The 17516-nt window shown below is 49.0% G+C and carries 14 protein-coding genes and 9 pseudogenes; 14 read left to right on the top strand and 9 right to left on the bottom strand.

Features of this window, described 5'->3' with window-relative positions:
• Window positions 1-42 precede the first annotated feature (42 nt).
• The 3 genes from D368_RS18345 to D368_RS18335 are packed head-to-tail and all read left to right on the top strand — an operon-like array spanning window position 43 to window position 3297.
• Complete coding sequence (locus tag D368_RS18345; RefSeq protein ID WP_101562248.1) at window positions 43-1197, top strand: cytochrome P450; 1155 nt, start codon at window positions 43-45, stop codon at window positions 1195-1197.
• Window positions 1198-1253: 56 nt separating this feature from the next.
• Window positions 1254-2501 (top strand): hydroxymethylglutaryl-CoA synthase family protein, encoded by a 1248-nt coding sequence (locus tag D368_RS18340; protein WP_069473474.1) that lies wholly within the window; start codon window positions 1254-1256, stop codon window positions 2499-2501.
• Between the two features lie 49 nt (window positions 2502-2550).
• Window positions 2551-3297 carry a polyketide synthase gene (locus tag D368_RS18335; protein ID WP_101562247.1) on the top strand — a complete coding sequence of 249 codons (747 nt, stop codon included), beginning with the start codon at window positions 2551-2553 and terminating at the stop codon, window positions 3295-3297.
• Window positions 3298-3331: 34 nt separating this feature from the next.
• Here D368_RS18335 and proC read toward each other — a convergent pair whose 3' ends face one another.
• A complete protein-coding gene (gene proC, locus D368_RS18330) occupies window positions 3332-4174 on the bottom strand; it encodes a pyrroline-5-carboxylate reductase (protein ID WP_128575030.1) in 843 nt (280 codons plus the stop codon).
• A gap of 395 nt (window positions 4175-4569) precedes the next feature.
• On the opposite strand from proC, the pseudogene D368_RS18325 reads away from it, so the two are divergent.
• The 5 genes and pseudogenes from D368_RS18325 to D368_RS18305 all read left to right on the top strand — a co-directional run bounded on the left by D368_RS18325 (window position 4570) and on the right by D368_RS18305 (window position 9128).
• Window positions 4570-5530: pseudogene (locus tag D368_RS18325) on the top strand (MBL fold metallo-hydrolase).
• A gap of 5 nt (window positions 5531-5535) precedes the next feature.
• A pseudogene (locus tag D368_RS18320) lies at window positions 5536-6311 on the top strand (SDR family NAD(P)-dependent oxidoreductase).
• A gap of 16 nt (window positions 6312-6327) precedes the next feature.
• Window positions 6328-7662: pseudogene (dsdA, locus tag D368_RS18315) on the top strand (D-serine ammonia-lyase); the annotation flags it as partial.
• An 88-nt stretch (window positions 7663-7750) separates the two neighbouring features.
• A pseudogene (coaA, locus tag D368_RS18310) lies at window positions 7751-8708 on the top strand (type I pantothenate kinase).
• Window positions 8709-8732: 24 nt separating this feature from the next.
• Window positions 8733-9128: a VOC family protein gene (locus tag D368_RS18305; protein ID WP_128575032.1), complete on the top strand. Its 396-nt coding sequence runs from the start codon at window positions 8733-8735 to the stop codon at window positions 9126-9128.
• A gap of 9 nt (window positions 9129-9137) precedes the next feature.
• Here the strand turns inward: D368_RS18305 and D368_RS18300 are convergent.
• From D368_RS18300 to D368_RS18280, 5 genes and pseudogenes are all read right to left on the bottom strand, one after another.
• Window positions 9138-9296 (bottom strand): annotated as a pseudogene (locus D368_RS18300) (DUF4083 family protein); the annotation flags it as partial.
• A gap of 90 nt (window positions 9297-9386) precedes the next feature.
• Window positions 9387-10457 (bottom strand): AI-2E family transporter, encoded by a 1071-nt coding sequence (locus tag D368_RS18295; RefSeq protein ID WP_128575029.1) that lies wholly within the window; start codon window positions 10455-10457, stop codon window positions 9387-9389.
• Window positions 10458-10530: 73 nt separating this feature from the next.
• Entirely contained in the window at window positions 10531-10737 is a 207-nt protein-coding gene (locus D368_RS18290; protein ID WP_003153294.1) for a YqzH family protein, read from the bottom strand.
• Between the two features lie 99 nt (window positions 10738-10836).
• Window positions 10837-11181: a YolD-like family protein gene (locus tag D368_RS18285; RefSeq protein WP_071391657.1), complete on the bottom strand. Its 345-nt coding sequence runs from the start codon at window positions 11179-11181 to the stop codon at window positions 10837-10839.
• A 14-nt stretch (window positions 11182-11195) separates the two neighbouring features.
• Window positions 11196-12421: pseudogene (locus tag D368_RS18280) on the bottom strand (DNA polymerase IV).
• A 216-nt stretch (window positions 12422-12637) separates the two neighbouring features.
• On the opposite strand from D368_RS18280, the gene D368_RS18275 reads away from it, so the two are divergent.
• The 5 genes and pseudogenes from D368_RS18275 to D368_RS18255 all read left to right on the top strand — a co-directional run bounded on the left by D368_RS18275 (window position 12638) and on the right by D368_RS18255 (window position 15078).
• Window positions 12638-13108, top strand: coding sequence for a GNAT family N-acetyltransferase (locus D368_RS18275; protein WP_003153297.1), 471 nt, complete (start codon window positions 12638-12640; stop codon window positions 13106-13108).
• A 12-nt stretch (window positions 13109-13120) separates the two neighbouring features.
• Window positions 13121-13464: pseudogene (locus D368_RS18270) on the top strand (antibiotic biosynthesis monooxygenase family protein).
• Window positions 13461-14429 carry a bifunctional GNAT family N-acetyltransferase/GrpB family protein gene (locus D368_RS18265; protein WP_071391658.1) on the top strand — a complete coding sequence of 323 codons (969 nt, stop codon included), beginning with the start codon at window positions 13461-13463 and terminating at the stop codon, window positions 14427-14429. The pseudogene D368_RS18270 and the gene D368_RS18265 overlap by 4 nt, the downstream one beginning before the upstream one ends.
• Before the next feature lie 72 nt (window positions 14430-14501).
• Window positions 14502-14864, top strand: a complete 363-nt coding sequence (locus D368_RS18260) for an iron-sulfur cluster biosynthesis family protein (RefSeq protein WP_014305346.1) — start codon at window positions 14502-14504, stop codon at window positions 14862-14864.
• Window positions 14839-15078 carry a DUF2552 family protein gene (locus D368_RS18255; protein WP_003153307.1) on the top strand — a complete coding sequence of 80 codons (240 nt, stop codon included), beginning with the start codon at window positions 14839-14841 and terminating at the stop codon, window positions 15076-15078. Before D368_RS18260 ends, D368_RS18255 begins: the two co-directional genes overlap by 26 nt.
• A gap of 39 nt (window positions 15079-15117) precedes the next feature.
• Here the strand turns inward: D368_RS18255 and D368_RS18250 are convergent.
• Window positions 15118-16031: pseudogene (locus D368_RS18250) on the bottom strand (alpha/beta hydrolase).
• 122 nt (window positions 16032-16153) lie between these two features.
• On the opposite strand from D368_RS18250, the pseudogene D368_RS18245 reads away from it, so the two are divergent.
• Window positions 16154-16377: pseudogene (locus tag D368_RS18245) on the top strand (YqkE family protein).
• 32 nt (window positions 16378-16409) lie between these two features.
• Here D368_RS18245 and D368_RS18240 read toward each other — a convergent pair.
• Both D368_RS18240 and mciZ read right to left on the bottom strand, forming a co-directional pair.
• Complete coding sequence (locus tag D368_RS18240) at window positions 16410-17330, bottom strand: aldo/keto reductase (RefSeq protein ID WP_071391661.1); 921 nt, start codon at window positions 17328-17330, stop codon at window positions 16410-16412.
• A 62-nt stretch (window positions 17331-17392) separates the two neighbouring features.
• Entirely contained in the window at window positions 17393-17515 is a 123-nt protein-coding gene (mciZ, locus tag D368_RS18235) for a Z-ring formation inhibitor MciZ (protein WP_003153315.1), read from the bottom strand.
• Between the last annotated feature and the right edge of the window lies 1 nt (window position 17516).

Raw genomic sequence — 17516 nt, 5'->3', positions numbered from 1 at the left:
GCGGGTCATTTCAAATCTTGGACACATCTTGGAGGAATGAAAATGACCAGTTTAACAAAAATCAGACAGCAGCAGCCGTACAAGTGGTACCAAACGATGAGAGAAACCTCTCCCGTTCATTACAATGAAAAGGAAGATTGCTGGGAAATCTTCACCTATGATGAAGTGAAGCGGGTGATTTCTGACTACAGTCATTTTTCTTCCGATCATAAATACTTAAGTGCGGACAAGCAGGAAAAAATGATCCGGCATATTAACAAAGACAGCCTTTTGAAAATGGACCCGCCTGAACACACCGTCTTCAGAAAATTGGTCAATCAGCCGTTCATGCCGAAATCGGTTGAGTCTCTTGCACCGCGTATAGCCGCGATCGCTGATGACCTGCTTCAGGCCGTCCGTTCAAAAGGCAGGATAGACATTATTGAAGATTACGCATTTCCGCTTCCGATTATCGTGATCGCAGAGCTTTTAGGATTTCCTCCGAAAGACAGGGATATCTTTAAAAGCTGGGTCGACCAAAGCCAGAATGTAAAAGATGAAAAGAAAATGAATGAAGTGCAAAAGCAGATGATCGGATACTTCATGCAGTTTATTTTACAGCGGAGAAAACAGCCGCAAAATGATTTAATCAGCCATTTAATTGCAGCTGATTTAGACGGAGAGCCGCTGTCAGACAAGCAATTAATCGGTTTTTGCGGCTTGTTGATCGTCGCGGGGCACGTAACGACGGAAAATGTGATCGGAAATTCATTTCTCAGTCTCAAGGAGTTTCCGCATATTCTGCCCCGGCTGCTTGAAAATAAGGCGCTCCTTCCTGACTTTATTGAGGAAGTCATCCGCCTCAGACCTTCCATTCAGCGGGTAACCCGCTACACCGCGGTTGAGAGCGAGATTGGCGGAAAAACGATTCCGGCCGGAGAAAAAGTATATGCGTGGATTGGATCGGCGAACAGAGATGAAAAGAAGTTTGATAAGGCCGATCAGATTGACTTGGGACGAAAGCCGAATCAGCATCTGTCATTCGGTCAGGGCAGCCATTATTGCTTAGGAGCGCCGCTGGCCCGGCTTGAAGCGAAAATCGCGCTTTCCCACTTTTTTGAACAGGTGCCCGCATGGCGTTTTACTGAGGATCAAGAGCCGAATCTGGTTCCGAGCCCTGTATTTCACGGCGTTGACCGGCTGCTTGTTGAGTTTTGAACGAAAAAATAAAAGAGGCTTCACGGGAAGCCTCTTTACTCTGGGGGCTTGGAGAAATGAATGTAGGAATCGAAGCAATGAACGTGTTTGGCGGAACCGCGTATGTAGACGTCATGGAGCTTGCGGAACATCGGAACCTGGATAAAAAAAGGTTTGAGAACCTGCTGATGAAAGAAAAAGTGGTGGCGCTTCCGTTTGAAGATCCGATTACGTTCGCCGTAAATGCCGCAAAACCGATTATCGATTCTCTGTCAGAAGAGGAACGGAATCAGATTGAAATGGTGATCACCTGTACGGAATCCGGGATTGATTTTGGCAAATCCATCAGTACATATGTCCATGATTATTTGCAGCTGAAGCGGAATTGCCGGTTATTTGAGGTGAAACAGGCTTGCTATTCTTTAACGGCCGGGTTTCAAATGGGCGTGAATTTCATCTTGTCGCAAACATCGCCGGGAGCGAAAGCGCTCATCATCGGAACGGATATTTCCCGCTTTTTAGTGGCTGAAGGCGGTGACGCGTTAACGGAGGAATGGTCCTATGCCGAACCGAGTGCGGGGGCGGGAGCTGTCGCACTTTTAGTCAGCAGCACCCCTCATGTCTTTTTGCTTGATCAAGGCGCAAGCGGGTATTACGGGTATGAAGTCATGGATACCTGCCGCCCGATTCCGGATAGTGAAGCGGGGGATGCTGATCTGTCGCTCATGTCTTATTTGGATTGCTGTGAAAATTCATTTCAGGAATACCGAAAGCGTGTGAGCGGGGCGGATTATAAGAATACATTTCAATACCTTTCTTTTCATACTCCGTTTGGCGGAATGGTAAAAGGAGCGCATCGGACGATGATGAGAAAATTGGCAAAGGCTAAGCCGCAAGACATTGAAGCGGATTTTCAGCAACGCGTGCTGCCTGGGATTCAATACTGTCAGCGCGTCGGCAACATCATGGGGGCCACCGTATTTTTATCTCTTGCCAGCACGATTGATAACGGCTCTTTTGAAACGCCGAAACGCGTCGGCTGTTTTTCATACGGTTCGGGCTGCTGCTCTGAATTTTACAGCGGTGTCGTTATGCCGCAAAGCCGTGTGCGGCAGAATCAATTTCAGATCAGCCGGCATTTGGATGAACGCGTCCGTTTATCGATGGCTGATTATGACCGGCTGCTCCAAGACAGCGGCATCGTAAAATTCGGCACAAGAAATGCCGCGCCCGCAGCAGACATCCCGAATGCGCATCAAGGAAAAACGCGATTAGTGCTGACTGAAATAAAAGAGTTTCACAGAAAGTATGAATGGACGACCTAGTATAAGAGCCGGAAAGGCTTGAGTATTTTTAAAGAAACGGAGAATAAACATGAATCCAATGATTGATGTACAGGAAACAGAACCGGGCATTGTGCAGGTCACAATGCAGGATACGGCCGGGAAAAACGGGCTGTCAGAAGAGTTTGTAAGAGAGCTGCACCGGGTATTCCAAGACATCAATGCCCATCCGTCCTATAAAACCGTTCTTCTGACGGGTTACGGAAATTATTTCTGCACGGGAGGAACGCAGGAGGGGCTTTTGACCATTCAGAGCGGAAAGCTTCAATTTACAGATTTAAAGCTTCACAGTCTTTTATTGGATTGCAGGATCCCTGTGATTTCCGTCATGCAGGGGCATGCGATCGGAGCCGGCTTTACGATCGGTCTGAGCTCGGATTTCGTCATTTTAAGCAGAGAGAGTTTTTATTCTTGTAATTATATGAAGTACGGATTTACACCGGGAATGGGCGCGACGTATATTGTGCCTGAAAAACTGGGAATTGTCCTCGGGGAAGAAATGCTGTTTACGGCCGCGAATTTCAGCGGCGCCGCTCTGGAAAAACGGGGTGTTCCGTTTGAAGTGCTTCCGAAAAAAGACGTCGTTCAAAGAGGCCGCGAATTGGCCCGGCTGCTGGCGGATAAACCGAGAGCCTCACTGGTTGCGCTGAAAACCAATGTCACCGCACGGATCAAAAGAGAGCTGACAAAAGCGGTTGAGGAAGAGGTAAACATGCACGAAGCCACATTCCATCTTCCTGAAGTAAAAGAGAGAATCAGCCGCTTATACGGCAGTTAAACAGAATGAAAAAAGCATGGGATGCCCCCATGCTTTATGACTGGTCCGTCTTTTGCAGAACGCAGCCTGCGAATTGTTCTTTAATTTCGGCGCTCCGGGCTGCGGTTTCTGCGATGCAGTGCATGATGGCTTCTTCAAAGCGGCGCTCGTCTAATGCGCGAAGGCCTGCTTCAGTCGTGCCGCCCGGGCTTGTGATTTCCTTACGCAGGCGTTCAGGCCGTTTGCTGCTTGTTCTGAGCATTTCCGTCGCCCCGGCCATGGTTTGTAAAATCAGCTCTTTTGCCGTTTCTTCCGGCAGGCCGGCTTGAAGGGCGGCCTTTTCCATCGCTTCGACATACCGGTACACATAGGCGGGACCGCTTCCGGCAATGGCTGTGACGGCATCAAGGTGTTTTTCTTCAAAGAGCGTCGCTTCTCCGATTGTTTCCAGAAGCTCTTTTGCCGTCCGGATTTCAGCTTCACTTGCCCCGGAGCTTGCGGAAAAACCGGTCGCCGATTGCTGAATGGCCGCGGATGTATTCGGCATCGCCCGGATGATGGTGAGCTTTCTGCCGAAATATTGCTGAATCGTGTGAATCGTCAGCCCCGCAATGACAGAAATCACAAGCTGATCTTTCACGTATTCGCGAATGTTCTCAATGCTTTCTGCCGCATCTTTCGGTTTAAAGGCGAGAACAATAATGTCGGTATTGCTGAAAAACTCTTCTTTATCCCGGCACGGTTTCACTCCGTACGTTTTTTTGAGCTCTTCAAGCCGGCTGTCATTTGACCGGTTTGTCATATATATATGTCCGGGGGCTGTCATTCCGCTTTGCAGCAGTCCGTTCACCATTGCTTCCGCCATTGATCCGGCCCCGATAAAACCGATTTTCTTCATATAAATCCTCCTTCTTCTAAAACACAAAAAAACCTTCCCGTCAAAAAGGACGAAAAGGTTTCGCGGTACCACCTTACATTAGCACGAATCAGCCGTGCTCAGCTCAAATCCCGTAACGAGGGGATACGTTTAGGTTTTCCTAACCGCTCTGAGGGCAGGTTCTGTAAACAAGAGGGCCGCAATGTCTTTCAGCCGGGGACATTGCTCTCTGCTGCCGTTGTTTATATACTAGTTCCTCGTCATCGCGTTCCGTGTTTTCTAGTTTGTTGTTCATTATGCTATGCGAAAGAGCGGGATGTCAATCTTTTTTTCCGATATGCGGCAATAATGACACAGTGAAAAGAAAACGCTAAAATATGATTATTCAGGAATGAAAAGAACGAAGGAGCGTAAACATGGCAGCGAGAAAGATCATTCCGATACGTGTGCCGACTCCGTTTGCAGTCGGCGACGTTATCGTTTATTTAATAAAAGATGAAGCCTTAACCCTTATTGATTGCGGACCGAATACAAAGGAAGCGGCTGAATCGCTCTCATTTCAGCTTAAGGAACACGGCGTTTCTGCGGCGGATATAGAACAGGTGGTGCTCACTCATCATCACGCAGATCATTCAGGCCTGCTGCACCTTTTTTTCCGAGGATACGGAAGTGATCGGGCATCCGCTGAATGACAGGTACATTACTCAGGATCAGTCGTATATCGCCCGGCAGGAGGACTTTTTTTCTGTCGCTTATGACTGAAATGGGCGTTCCCCTGACGCCCGAAGACATACATAAAACAGTTAAGCTGTCATACTTATTTTCAGCAAACCGTCCGTTAACGAAAACAGTGGGAGAAGGCGGAAAAATTGACGGGCTTAACGGCTGGACGGTGCTCGAAATCCCGGGTCATGCCGCTTCTCACATTGCGCTCTACCATGAAAAAAGCGGTGAAATGTTCAGCGGCGATCTGCTTTTGTCCAACAGCTCCACCAATCCGATTCTGGAAGCTCCGGAAAAGGGGGCGTGCGCGCGGCCCCGATGCTCGACTACTTGAACTCAATGAAGCGGCTGTATGACGTAAACCCGTCCTTTTTATATCCGGGACACGGCGATCTGCTGACAGACGTAAAGCCTGCTTTTGACAGGCGGCTTGAGAAACAGAGAAACCGGTCGGAATATGTGCTGCGCCTGTTGTCAGAGGAAACGCTGACGGCTTTCCAGGTATGCCGGCGGCTGTTTCCGGCTGTGTATGAAAATGAATTGTTTTTAACGATGTCAGAAACGATCGGCCATCTTGACGTACTGGCTGCAAAAGGGAAGGCCGAATCCTTTCAGTCGGGAAATACTCTGATGTTTAAAGCTGTGAAGGGGTGAAGGAAATGGGCAGATTAACGGATAAGCGGATTTGGATCACCGGAGCATCCGGCGGACTCGGAGAACGGCTTGCATATTCCTGCGCGGCAGAAGGGGCTCATGTTTTTTTATCCGCCAGGCGGGAGGACCGCTTGCAGGAAGTGAAAAAACGATTACCGCGCGCGGCGGACAGTGTGATGTCATTCCGTTTGACGTCCGGCATGCAGAAGAGGCTGAAAACGTAAGGCGTTTGATCGGTCATGTTGATGTATTAATCAACAACGCCGGCTTCGGCATTTTTGAAACGGCCGCTGATGCATCTTTGGATGATATGAAGGCGATGTTTGAAGTCAATGTATTCGGATTAATTGCCTGTACGAAAGCCTGTCTTCCGGTGATGCTTCACGCCAAAAGCGGCCATATTATCAATATCGCTTCACAGGCCGGCAAACTGGCGACGCCGAAATCAAGCCTTTATTCCGCTACGAAACACGCCGTTTTAGGGTATTCCAATGCGCTGCGGCTTGAACTGGCCGGTACGGGTGTAGCTGTGACAACGGTTAATCCCGGTCCGATCAAAACAGACTTCTTTACAATTGCAGATAAAGAGGGCGGTTATGTGAAAAGCGTCGGCAGGTGGATGCTTGATGCCGACCATGTGGCAGAGCGTATTACATCCGTAATTCTGACGGATAAACGGGAAATGAATCTTCCGCGATGGATGAGTCTCGGGACGAAGCTGTATCAGCTTTTCCCTTCGTTTACAGAAAAACTGGCCGGCCGCGCATTAAAGAAAAAGTAACAAGGGGGAGAAAGGAATGTCCGACCGGGATATACACAAGGCATTGATGGCAGAGCCTTTAGTCAGGCAAATGGCGGAGGCGCGTGAAGTATTTTGGATCAACCCGCATAAAACCGATGATCCAGTAAAGAATGGCGCTGAATGGAAAAAGGAGATTGCCGAAGCGGAAGAAAGGCTGCGCCGGTTTGCGCCTTATATCGCGTCGGCTTTTCCGGAGACGGAAGCGGCGGGAGGCCTCATTGAGTCTCCGCTTGTCTTCATCAATGAAATGAAAAAGCGTCTGGAACAAAGCGCCGCTCAGGCTTTCCCCGGGCGTCTGCTTTTGAAATGCGACGACGAACTTCCGATTTCCGGTTCCATTAAAGCGCGCGGCGGGATTTACGAAGTGCTGAAGCATGCCGAAGACCTCGCGGTAAAAGCGGGAATGCTCTCAACAGACGATGATTACAGCATATTGACTGAAGAACGGTTTACCGCTTTTTTCTCAAAATACTCTATAGCCGTCGGTTCTACGGGCAATTTAGGTCTGAGTATCGGCATAATCGGCGCGAAGCTCGGCTTTTGTGTGACCGTTCATATGTCCAGTGACGCAAAGCAGTGGAAAAAGGAGCTGCTCCGGGAAAAGGGGGTTCGCGTCATCGAATATGAAGCAGACTACAGTCTGGCTGTCAAAGAGGGGCGCATGCAGGCGAAGCAGGACCCTTATTGTTATTTTATTGATGATGAGCATTCCCGGGATCTGTTTTTGGGGTATGCCGTTGCGGGATGCCGTGTGAAAAATCAGCTCGATCAAATGAACATAAAGCCTGGTGCAGATGAACCGCTTTTCGTTTATTTGCCGTGCGGGGTCGGAGGAGGCCCGGGCGGCGTCGCGCTTGCGCTAAAGCTGATCTATGGCGGGCATGTCCATATTTTTTTCGGTGAGCCGACGCATTCACCGTGTATGCTGTTAGGACTGTTTTCCGGCTTGCATGACGGAATCAGCGTGCAGGATATCGGCCTTGATAATCAAACAGCCGCCGACGGACTTGCGGTAGGAAGGCCGTCCGGACTGGCCGGCCCTCTGATGGAGCCTATACTCAGCGGCTGTTATACCGCTGATGACGGCACGCTTTTTTCGCTGCTTTATCAATTAAGAGCGGCCGAGAATAAGAGCCTTGAACCCTCTGCACTTGCCGGTATGGCCGGAGCCGTCAAGTTCGTTCAGACCGAAGCCGGAAACCGTTATATAAAAGAGCGGGGGCTTGAGATGGAAAATGCCGTGCACCTTGTGTGGAGCACCGGCGGAAGCATGGTTCCCAAGGAGGAAATGGAAGAGTACAGCCGGATCGGTTCCTCATTTGTGAAAAAATGGGCAGACAGTGAGGCGGTTTTCCGTTACAATCTTTGTAAGCGTTTGTTTTTAATCGGAAAGCCATACAGAGAGATTGGTGTGAATTGTGAAAAGTAAAGAATTGAACTTACATACATTGTATACGCAGCACAGCCGCGAGTCGTGGGCCGGATTCGGCGGCCATCTTTCCATTGCCGTTTCAGAGGAAGAAGCCAAGGCCGTAGAGGGGCTGAATGACTACCTGTCGGTGGAAGAAGTAGAAACGATTTATATTCCGCTTGTGCGCCTGCTCCATCTTCATGTCACGTCTGCCGCAAGACGGAATCAGCATGTCAACGTGTTTCTGAAACATCCGCATTCAGCGAAAATCCCGTTTATCATCGGAATCGCGGGCAGCGTCGCCGTCGGCAAAAGCACGACGGCGAGAATTTTGCAAAAGCTTCTTTCCCGTCTGCCGGACAGGCCGAAGGTGAGCCTGGTGACAACCGACGGTTTCTTGTATCCGACGGCGGAATTAAAAGGAAAACCTTCTGTCCAGAAAGGGATTTCCGGAAAGTTACGATGTGAAAGCGCTGCTTGAGTTTCTGAACGATATAAAGTCAGGGAAAGAGAGAGTGGAGGCGCCCGTATACTCCCATCTTACCTATGACAGGGAAGAGGGCGCCGTCGAGGTTGTCGAAGGTGCGGATATCGTTATTATCGAAGGAATCAATGTCCTGCAGTCGCCAACCTTAGAGGACGACAGGGAAGATCCGCGGATTTTTGTATCGGATTTCTTTGATTTTTCGATCTATGTGGATGCCGAAGAAAGCCGGATTTTCACGTGGTATTTGGAGCGTTTCCGCCTCTTAAGAGAAACCGCTTTTCAGGATCCGGCTTCTTATTTTCATAAATTTAAGGATTTGTCTGATGCAGAAGCGGATACCATGGCCGCCTCCATTTGGGAGAGCGTCAACCGTCCGAATCTGTATGAAAATATCCTGCCGACAAAATTCAGATCGGATTTGATTTTGAGAAAAGGTGACGGCCATAAAGTTGAAGAGGTGCTGGTAAGGCGGGTGTGATATGAGGAGGAAGCGAATATTATGATGCATCATATTGAATTGTATGTATCTGACTTGAAAGCCTCCGCCCGGTTTTGGGGATGGTTTTTAGGTGAGCTCGGTTATAGGGAGTTTCAAAATTGGGACTCCGGCATCAGCTGGAAAAACGCAGGATTTTATGTTGTGCTTGTACAGACAGAGGAGCGTTTTTTAACACCGGAGTACCACAGATGCCGGGTCGGGCTGAACCATCTGGCTTTTCATGCTGCATCAAGAGAGCAGGTTGACGGGATGACGGAAAAGCTGCTTGCCAGAGGATGCCCCGTGCTTTACAGGGACCGCCATCCATATGCAGGCGGAAGCACGCATTACGCCGTATACACGGAGGACCCGGATCGGATAAAGGTGGAGCTGGCTGCGCCTGCCTCTGATTCTGAATGAACTATAACTTTTCGTTTTTTCTTCGCGCAGCGCGTCGAGTTTCTTTTCGATTCTGTCCAATTGTATGCGGCGCTGCTTCAAGCTTCTGAATACGTATATCACGGCAAACAGGAAAAATGCGGCTGCAATAAATGAGATCAATTGAAAAATGACATCACCGATGTTCATCTTTTTTACCTCCGTGTGCGGCGGGCTTCTTCAGCCCGCCGTTTTTTCATTTTGACCGATGTGAAGACATGGGGATGAATCATTTCTCTCTTAGCTTTGTGTTTTTCTGAGAATGAATAGTTTCTGCATGTGGCTTATGACCACTTTTGCGGCCGCATATCCCGGGATGGCCAGCAGCATCCCGGCAATTCCTGAGAATTTGCCGGCGGCAAGCAGAAGAAAAATAATGGTCAGCGGGTGAATGTCCAGCTTCCGTCCCATAATTTGCGGGGAAATCAGCTGGCTTTCAAGCTGCTGGACAATGACGACGACCGTAATCACCAGCACCGCCTCGGTCGGTGAATCGAACAATCCGACAATGACTCCGGGAAATGTGCCGATCCAAGGCCCGATAAACGGAATCAGGTTTGTCACCATGGCGAACGCGCCCAGAACGAGCGGATAATCGAGCCCGATGATAAAATAGCCGATTGTGACGAGAACGCCGACACAGAAACTGACGAGCAGCTGTCCTTGTATGTATGAACTGAGAGCTTCATCCATGTCCCGAAGGATTTGTTTTCCTTCTTTTTGATGTTTTTCCGGAAGAAGCCGCAGCAGTCGCCGGGGGGCTTTATTTCCTTCTTTTAACATGTAATACAGCGCAAACGGAATAATGGCTGCGGTGATGGCGGCATTGGCAGCCGTACCGGCCAGGCTGCTGAGAGAATCAGCGATTGAACCGGAATAATTTGCGGCTTTGTCCGCTAATTTTTTAAAGGAATCCCCATGCTGAAGCCGGGAAAACCATTTGCTGTCCTGAAGATGGCCGATCCAATTTTCAGCTTTTGCGGAAAGCTCCGGAATATGTTCTGTGAAGGCTGTAAACTGTTTTTGAACGGCAGGGCCCGCCGTATAAAGGAAGAGGACAAGAAGGCCGGCTGTTCCCGCATAAATCGCTAAAATCGCCATTCCTTCGGGCAGCTTTAATTTCGCATGCAGCACTCTAACGAGCGGGCGGCACAAATAGTAAAGGACGCCCGATAATACAATGGGCGGAAACAAGGTTTTAACCGTAATCACAACAGGCTGGAACAAAAAGTCTATTAATGTTCCGAGATAAATGATGAGAAATAACAGAAGAACGGCATAACCGATCTTGAAATAAGGCCCGACAGGCATATCCTCCACCACGCAATCTTTAAGGGTTTACTCTCGGACGTTTCCCTTATCGCCCGGTGCATAAACGTCCGTGTCAGGAAAACTGCCCCTGATTGGTGACGTAATCGTAGATAATATCTTCTACATGGGCATGGAGATCCTCATCGGGTTCTTCATTCCTTCTTTCTTCTAAAGCTTTTTTTAAACTCTGTTTTTCATAGGGGCTCAGCGGATCTGTCGACACATTCCGTCCATACTGGCGGAGGGCTTGTCCCAGCATTTTTTCTATAAATTGATCCATCATATATTCTCCTATTCTTGTCATTCATCTTTATTCTACTAAATATCATGTGATCCTCCCACTCTTCTATCATATTTTCTGTCAGGACGATTTAGGCTTTTATTCCAGTTCAGCCGAGAGAATAAGATGAAACGGCAGCGTTAACGCATCTTCATCGTTTATGATTTTTAAACGTTTTTCGTCATGCCTCACTTGTTTTACCCATCCCCAAAAGCGGCGGGGGCCGTGTGCTGAAGCATAGGTGACCGAGATGGCTCTGTCTTCTTCAATCGACGCCGCAATGATGCGGTTCATGTCGTTCAGTTGCTCTTCGCTCAGTTCCGGAGGCCGGAATTCCCGTTCTTTTCGTTTTTTTGCAAGCAGCTGCTCCCGATGTTCGGGCAGCATCATCCGGCTTGATTCCCACATGACATTATACCCGGGTGTTAATTTGTTCGGATTCATGTATATCACCTCAATTATTTGTAATGCCCGCCGATTTTTTCAGCCCGGTGAAAGGCTTGGCCGGCCTCTGTCAGTGAAGCGGCATGGAGGAGCGACGCAGGACCGTACCGCTCATGAATATCATCCAATACTTTGCCGAGACTGATCTTTTTTTCCTGAGCATCAAACAGGCTCAGCTGAACATAATCACAGGGCTCCAGCTGGGAAAGGGAGACGCCGGCGCTGCGGACGGGCTCACCGTTCCAATGCTCTTTGAAGAGCTTGACCGCCGCTTTAAAAATATCCATTCCGAAATTAGTCGGAGACACCAGCTTTCTCTGTCTGTGAAAACCTGAAGGGAATTCAAAATCAGCGCCTCTGATGCTGACCGAAACCGTATGGCCGATGTATTGTTTGAAACGGGCGCGGCGGGCCACTTCTTCGCTTAACTCCAGCAGCACGACTTTGATATCCTCAAAGCGGCTGTAGTCTCTCGGGAGGGTCATGTTATGGCCGATCGCTTTTTGCCGGCTGTGCGTGTTGACGGTGACCGGAGAGGGATCGATGCCGCGGGCTGTCCGCTGAAGCAATTCGCCGTTAATGCCCCAGCGTTTTTTCAGCAGTTCGGCGGGGTGCCCGGCAAGCCCGCCGATTGTGCTGATGCCCATCCGTCTTAAATGATGCTCCATCCGTTTTCCGATGCCGAATAATTTTCCGACCGGCAGCGGCCACAGATCCTCCCTGATATTTGACATATCCAATCTGTAGATGCCGGATGCGTTTTTTTGGCAAAATGGTCGCAAGCCATTTTCGCGAGCGCCTTATTCGGTCCGATGCCGACACGGGCATAAATTCCGAATTCACGCATAATCGCTTGCTGAATGCTTTCGGCAATTGTAAAAGGATCACCGAACAGCCGCCTGCTTCCGGTCACGTCGAGAAACTGCTCATCGATGGAGTAGGGTTCTACAAGATCGGTATATCGTTCAAACAGTTCGGTAATCATGACGGATACATCAATATACCGCTGCATCCGCGGACGGACAATAACGGCGTCGGGACATTTGGCCTGCGCTTCCCACAGCCGTTCGGCATTTTTTACGCCGTATCGTTTGGCGAGCGGACAAGCCGCAAGCACGACGCCGCTGCGTCTTTCGGGATCTCCCGAGACAATCACGGGCCGGCTTTTGAGATGAGGCGCTTCCGCTTTTTCTACAGACGCATAAAACGATTGCATATCAACAAGAAGAATATCAGCCATAAAAAAACCTCCGGGAACGTTTGTTCTGTTTTTTCATTGTACCCGAACAATGATCACGTTTATACTGGTAAATCATTCCCCGGCTGGAAGACGTGCTGATTCGTTTGCTTGAAAAGAAATCATTTACAATTGCAAACAACCCACATATAATTTTTTATATTCCAATGAGAAGAGCTGACATTCATTTTGCCGGACGAAAAGGAGAGTCAATCGATAATGGATATTCGAACAATTACCTCTGAAGACTATGAAATGGTTACGTCTGTTTTGAATGAATGGTGGGGCGGCAGGCAGATGAAAGACAAACTGCCGCGCTTGTTTTTTGAACATTTTCAGGACACGAGCTTTATCACGTACGGGCCGGAGGGAATGACCGGTTTTTTAATCGGTTTTCAGTCACAATCAGACCCTGAGACAGCCTACATTCATTTTTCCGGTGTGCATCCGGATTTCAGAAAAATGCAAATTGGAAAACAGCTCTACGATCGATTTATGGAGACGGTGAAAAAAAGGGGCTGCACAAAAGTCAATTGCGTGACGGCGCCTGTCAATAAAGTATCAATCGCTTATCATACAAAATTAGGCTTTGAAGTTGAAAAAGGAACCAAAACCGTAAACGGAATCCCTGTTTTTGCGAATTATGACGGTCCGGGAGAAGACCGGATTCTGTTTGTGAAATATATGTAGAGGGGGATGAATATGGGTTTTTTAGCTGACACGCCCAAACCGCCCTATTATGCGGTCATTTTTTCATCAATAAAGGGAAAATATGATGAGGAATATGAGCATACGGCAGAGCGCATGATGAATTTGGCAGGCGGACAGCCGGGCTTTTTAGGCGCGGAAAGCGTTCGGGAGGAAAACGGCTGCGGCATCACGGTTTCCTACTGGGACAGCCTGGAGGCGATTAAAAGGTGGAAAGACCATACTGACCACCGGGCGGCAAAACAAAAGGAAAAAGCGCCTGGTATGAAGCGTACGCGGTCCGCATTACGAAGACGGAGTCACAGCGGATGTTTGCGTCAAAAGGGGCGGAAGATTGATTACATTTTTACGGCATACACAAGAACAGACGGCGCGGGAAATTGCGGCGGTTCAACGCTGCTCTTATCAAAAAGAAGCCGAGCTGATCGGCTTTTTCGGCATTCCAGCCCTGCATGAAACACCCGATGACATACAGCGGTCACGGGAGACGTTTGCCGGTTTCAAGGAAAAAGATCGGCTTGCAGGCGTCATTTCGTATGAAAAAAAGGGATATGACCTTGTCATATGCAGGCTGACGGTGCACCCGTCCGGCTTTCGGAAAGGAATCGGACAGGCGCTTATTCAATTTGTGATAGATCAAAACCGGGACGCCCAAAAAATAGAGGCGGCTACCGCCAGTCAAAACGTTCCGGCAGTCTCTCTCTATTTAAAAACCGGGTTCATAGAAGCCGGACAGACAGAGACGCCGGAAGGGCTGACCCTCTCGTTTTTTCATCTTTATCCGAAGAGGAAAGCGGAAGTTGTTCCGTACAAGCCGGAATGGAAAGAGATGTTTGAAAGAGAGAAGGCGGACTTGATCCGAATCTTCGGCCCCGCTCTTCATTCTGTCAGCCATATCGGCAGCACCTCCATCCCGGGAATGGCCGCAAAACCCGTCATTGATATACTGGCGGAGGTCAAAGATATTTCGGACGCTGACCGATTCAGTCCGCAGCTGGAAGCACTCGGCTATGAGGCGAAAGGAGAAAACGGGATAGAGGGCCGGCGTTTCTTTCAAAAAGGCGGCAGCAAGCGCACACACCACATCCACATATACGAAACAGGCCATCCGGATGTGAAGCGTCATCTGCTGTTCCGGGATTACCTCACTGCAAAGCCTGAAAAAGCGGCTCAATACATGGAACTGAAACGGCGGCTCGCTAAGGCATACCCGTACGATACGGCAAAGTATAGTGAAGGGAAAAATGACTGGATCAAGGCGGCTGAACAAGAGGCAAAGGACTGGGAGAGCGGGCTTCTGTAAAGAAAGCAGAAACAATGCATACAGCGGCTCCGGTATGCTACAATGGCGAAAATGAAAAACGGAGGATCATCTATGCAAATACATGTGACGGATGCGGCGAAACACACACTTCAGCAGGCGATGGACGCCAACCCGGGGAAAAAAGCGCAGCTCCGCTATGACGCAGAAGGCTGCGGGTGCGCGGTGAGCGGCGTGCCGACCATCTGGCTGGCGGACGAATTAACGGGACAATGCGAGGCCATTGAAACCAACGGACTTCCGCTTTACATCCAGACCTCACAAAAAGTGTTTTTTGACGAGGAAATGACAATCGATTACAATGAAAAGGCAAAAACGCTCGTCTTAAAAAGCCCGGCAGAGATGCTGAGCCCGAGAATGAGCATATTAGTAAAGCAGGGAGAAACGGAAAGTGAATCAAAAGCTGAAAGCCATTAAACAGACGGCACAGCATAAAACGTGGGTATCCTTTCTGAACAACAACCACCCGTACAGTCTGCTGCACTGGTCCATCGGAGGCGCTGAATCCGTTCAGAAGGATGTCTGGCTGCTTCAGGATGAGATGACCTTCAAAGCGCAGGAGTTTACGACAATCGACCTCGCCATTGACTGGATCGGAGAAAATATGGACGGGATTACCGACGTTTTATGACGGGAAAGCGAAAGAACCAGCATACGTTCTTTCGCTTTTTTACGTTTGCGTCATGGTATCTAAAAAGGTTTGAACGGCTTTGCGGTAGCTCTCCGGATTTTTGGTGTACGACATGGCATGCCCGCCCGATTCGGCCAGATAGAGCATCTTCGGGCCGCGTTTTCTGCGGTGCAGCAATTCGGAAGAAGCGGGAGGTATATAATCATCTTCCTTACTGTGAATAAACAGCACGGGCTGCCGGATTCGGCTGATAACCGATAAAGGCGATACATCACGGATACGGTATCCTTCTCTCATCCGCAAAAAGAAATCAGCCAAAGGCAGAAGCGGCCACGGAGGCAGCCGGAACTCCCGCTTCAGCCTGTAGGCGAGCTGATCGCGAAAGCTTGCGAACGGACAGTCCGCAATATAAAAATCAGCGCCGTTTTCATCCTGATGCCCGCCCGCGTATAATAAGGCCGTCACCGCTCCCATCGATTCCCCGTGGATGCCGATTTGACCGCCGTCTCTCGTTTTGTGTCTCACCCAATTCACGGCTTCTTCCAAATCATCTTTTTCAAAATAGCCGTAGCTCGTCGTTCTGCCGCCGCTTTTTCCGTGCCCGCGGTGGTCATATACGAGCACATTCCAGCCTAAATCTAAAAATAAATCCATGTATTTCAATGAATTGAACGAATTTACGGTAACGCCGTGACAAATAATCATGGTGTTTGCCGTATGATGCGGGGCGACGTAAAAGCCTTTGATCTCATACCCGTGGCGTGACAGGATGACGGCCTCTTCTTTTTCCATGGCCTGAAAGGAATCAAATCTATCATGCCCGTCGGCCGTTTCTTTTTCATGATATCTTCATCCGTCTTTTTCTTCATAAACATAATCAGATTCGTAAAAGCGAATCCGGCAGCCAAAAAGACTGCGCAAGCCGAACCGAACACCGCCAGCCATTTTTTCACACAGGCACCCTCCTTTCATATGGAAAATTCTTCCTCCGGCTTTTCAGGCCCGTGAACGTTGCCGGCCGCCGGCGCTCCGTGGTACACTTGCTTCACCATATTCAGATACGGGGGGCGTAATGATGAAAAAGCAGCTGCCTAAAGAAAACACAGCTTAAAAGACGATCTGGGGGAAGATCTGAAGGCCAGGCTTTTGCAAATGAAAAGTGAGCTGAAGGAAGAAGACGAGAAAAAACAGGCGCAGCAAAAAGCGGAACAAATCAGAAAACGAAAAGAAAAAGAAAAACATAAAAGCTTTGAAGAGCTGCTGAATGAAAGCAGTCTCGATTGGCACAAATATAAATAAACCGGCATCTGACAAGGTGCCGGTTTTATTGTTTAAGAACGATGGGCTTCGTATACGTCCCGTTTTGTATGGTATTGCAGGGCTTTGATTTCCTGGCTGCTTAAACGCCGGGCCTCTGCAGCCGAACAGTTTTCTCTCAGCTGCTCAAGTGAGCTGGCTCCGGTGATGACAGAAGCGACGGCCGGCTGTGACAGTAAGTATTGAAGGGAAAGCTCCGTCATGCTCAAGTCAGGTGCGGCAGCGCTGATCGCTTTTTTGGTTTCTTCCAGTTCCGCAAAAGAATATGTTAAATAGCCGTTCTCTTTTACGCTTGCGGCTGCTTGATCAAGCGGTTTTTTCGTAAGAAGCCCTTTAGCGACAGGCCCTCTGGCGACAACGCTGATCCCGTTCTCCTCTAAAAGGGGAAGCCACTCCTCGGGACGCCGGTCCAGCAGGCTGTATTGCATCATAACGCTGGTGATATTTGATTTTTTCACATATTCTTTAATGACATTCGGACGAATCGAGGAAATGCCGTAATACCGGATGACACCTTCCTGTTTTAAGTCCTCAAACGCTTCGATCGTTTCGTCAATATGGTCTTCCATCGTGCCGCCATGCAGCTGATAAAGGTCGATATAGTCCGTTTTCAGCCGGCGCAGACTGTTTTTGACCGCTTCTTTTATGTATCCTTTGGAGGCGTCCCAATGCCAGCCGTCTTTATCATCATTCCAGCGGTTTCCGGCTTTCGTGGCTAAAATGATGTCGTGCCTGCGGTTTTTGACGGCCTCCCCGACAATTTCCTCATTTCTGCCGAAATCATAAAGATCAGCGGTATCTAAATAATTGATTCCAAGCTCGATCGCTTCATCCAAAATAGACAGCGCTTCAGCTTTATCCGTGCCCAGCGACATACAGCCGAGCCCGATTTCGCTTATTTCTAAATCAGAATGTCCCAGTGTGCGTTTTCTCATCGTTTCGCTCCTTTTTATAGTCTTTTATTGACCGTAATATAAAGGCGCGAAGTTTTCAACTGTTAAGGCCCGGTGATCCAATCTCCGACATAGCGGAATGTCCGTCCGTATTCTTTCAGTTTAGCCCGCACTTCCCACGCCTTTCCGACCAATACGATACTTTTATCCTTCCGGTACACCTTCAAT

The organism is Paenibacillus lentimorbus NRRL B-30488, from assembly GCF_000411595.1.
GTDB lineage: Bacteria > Bacillota > Bacilli > Bacillales > Bacillaceae > Bacillus > Bacillus velezensis.
The sequence above is the reverse complement of the archived record's forward strand: the minus strand, read 5'-3'. Positions and strand labels throughout refer to the sequence as shown.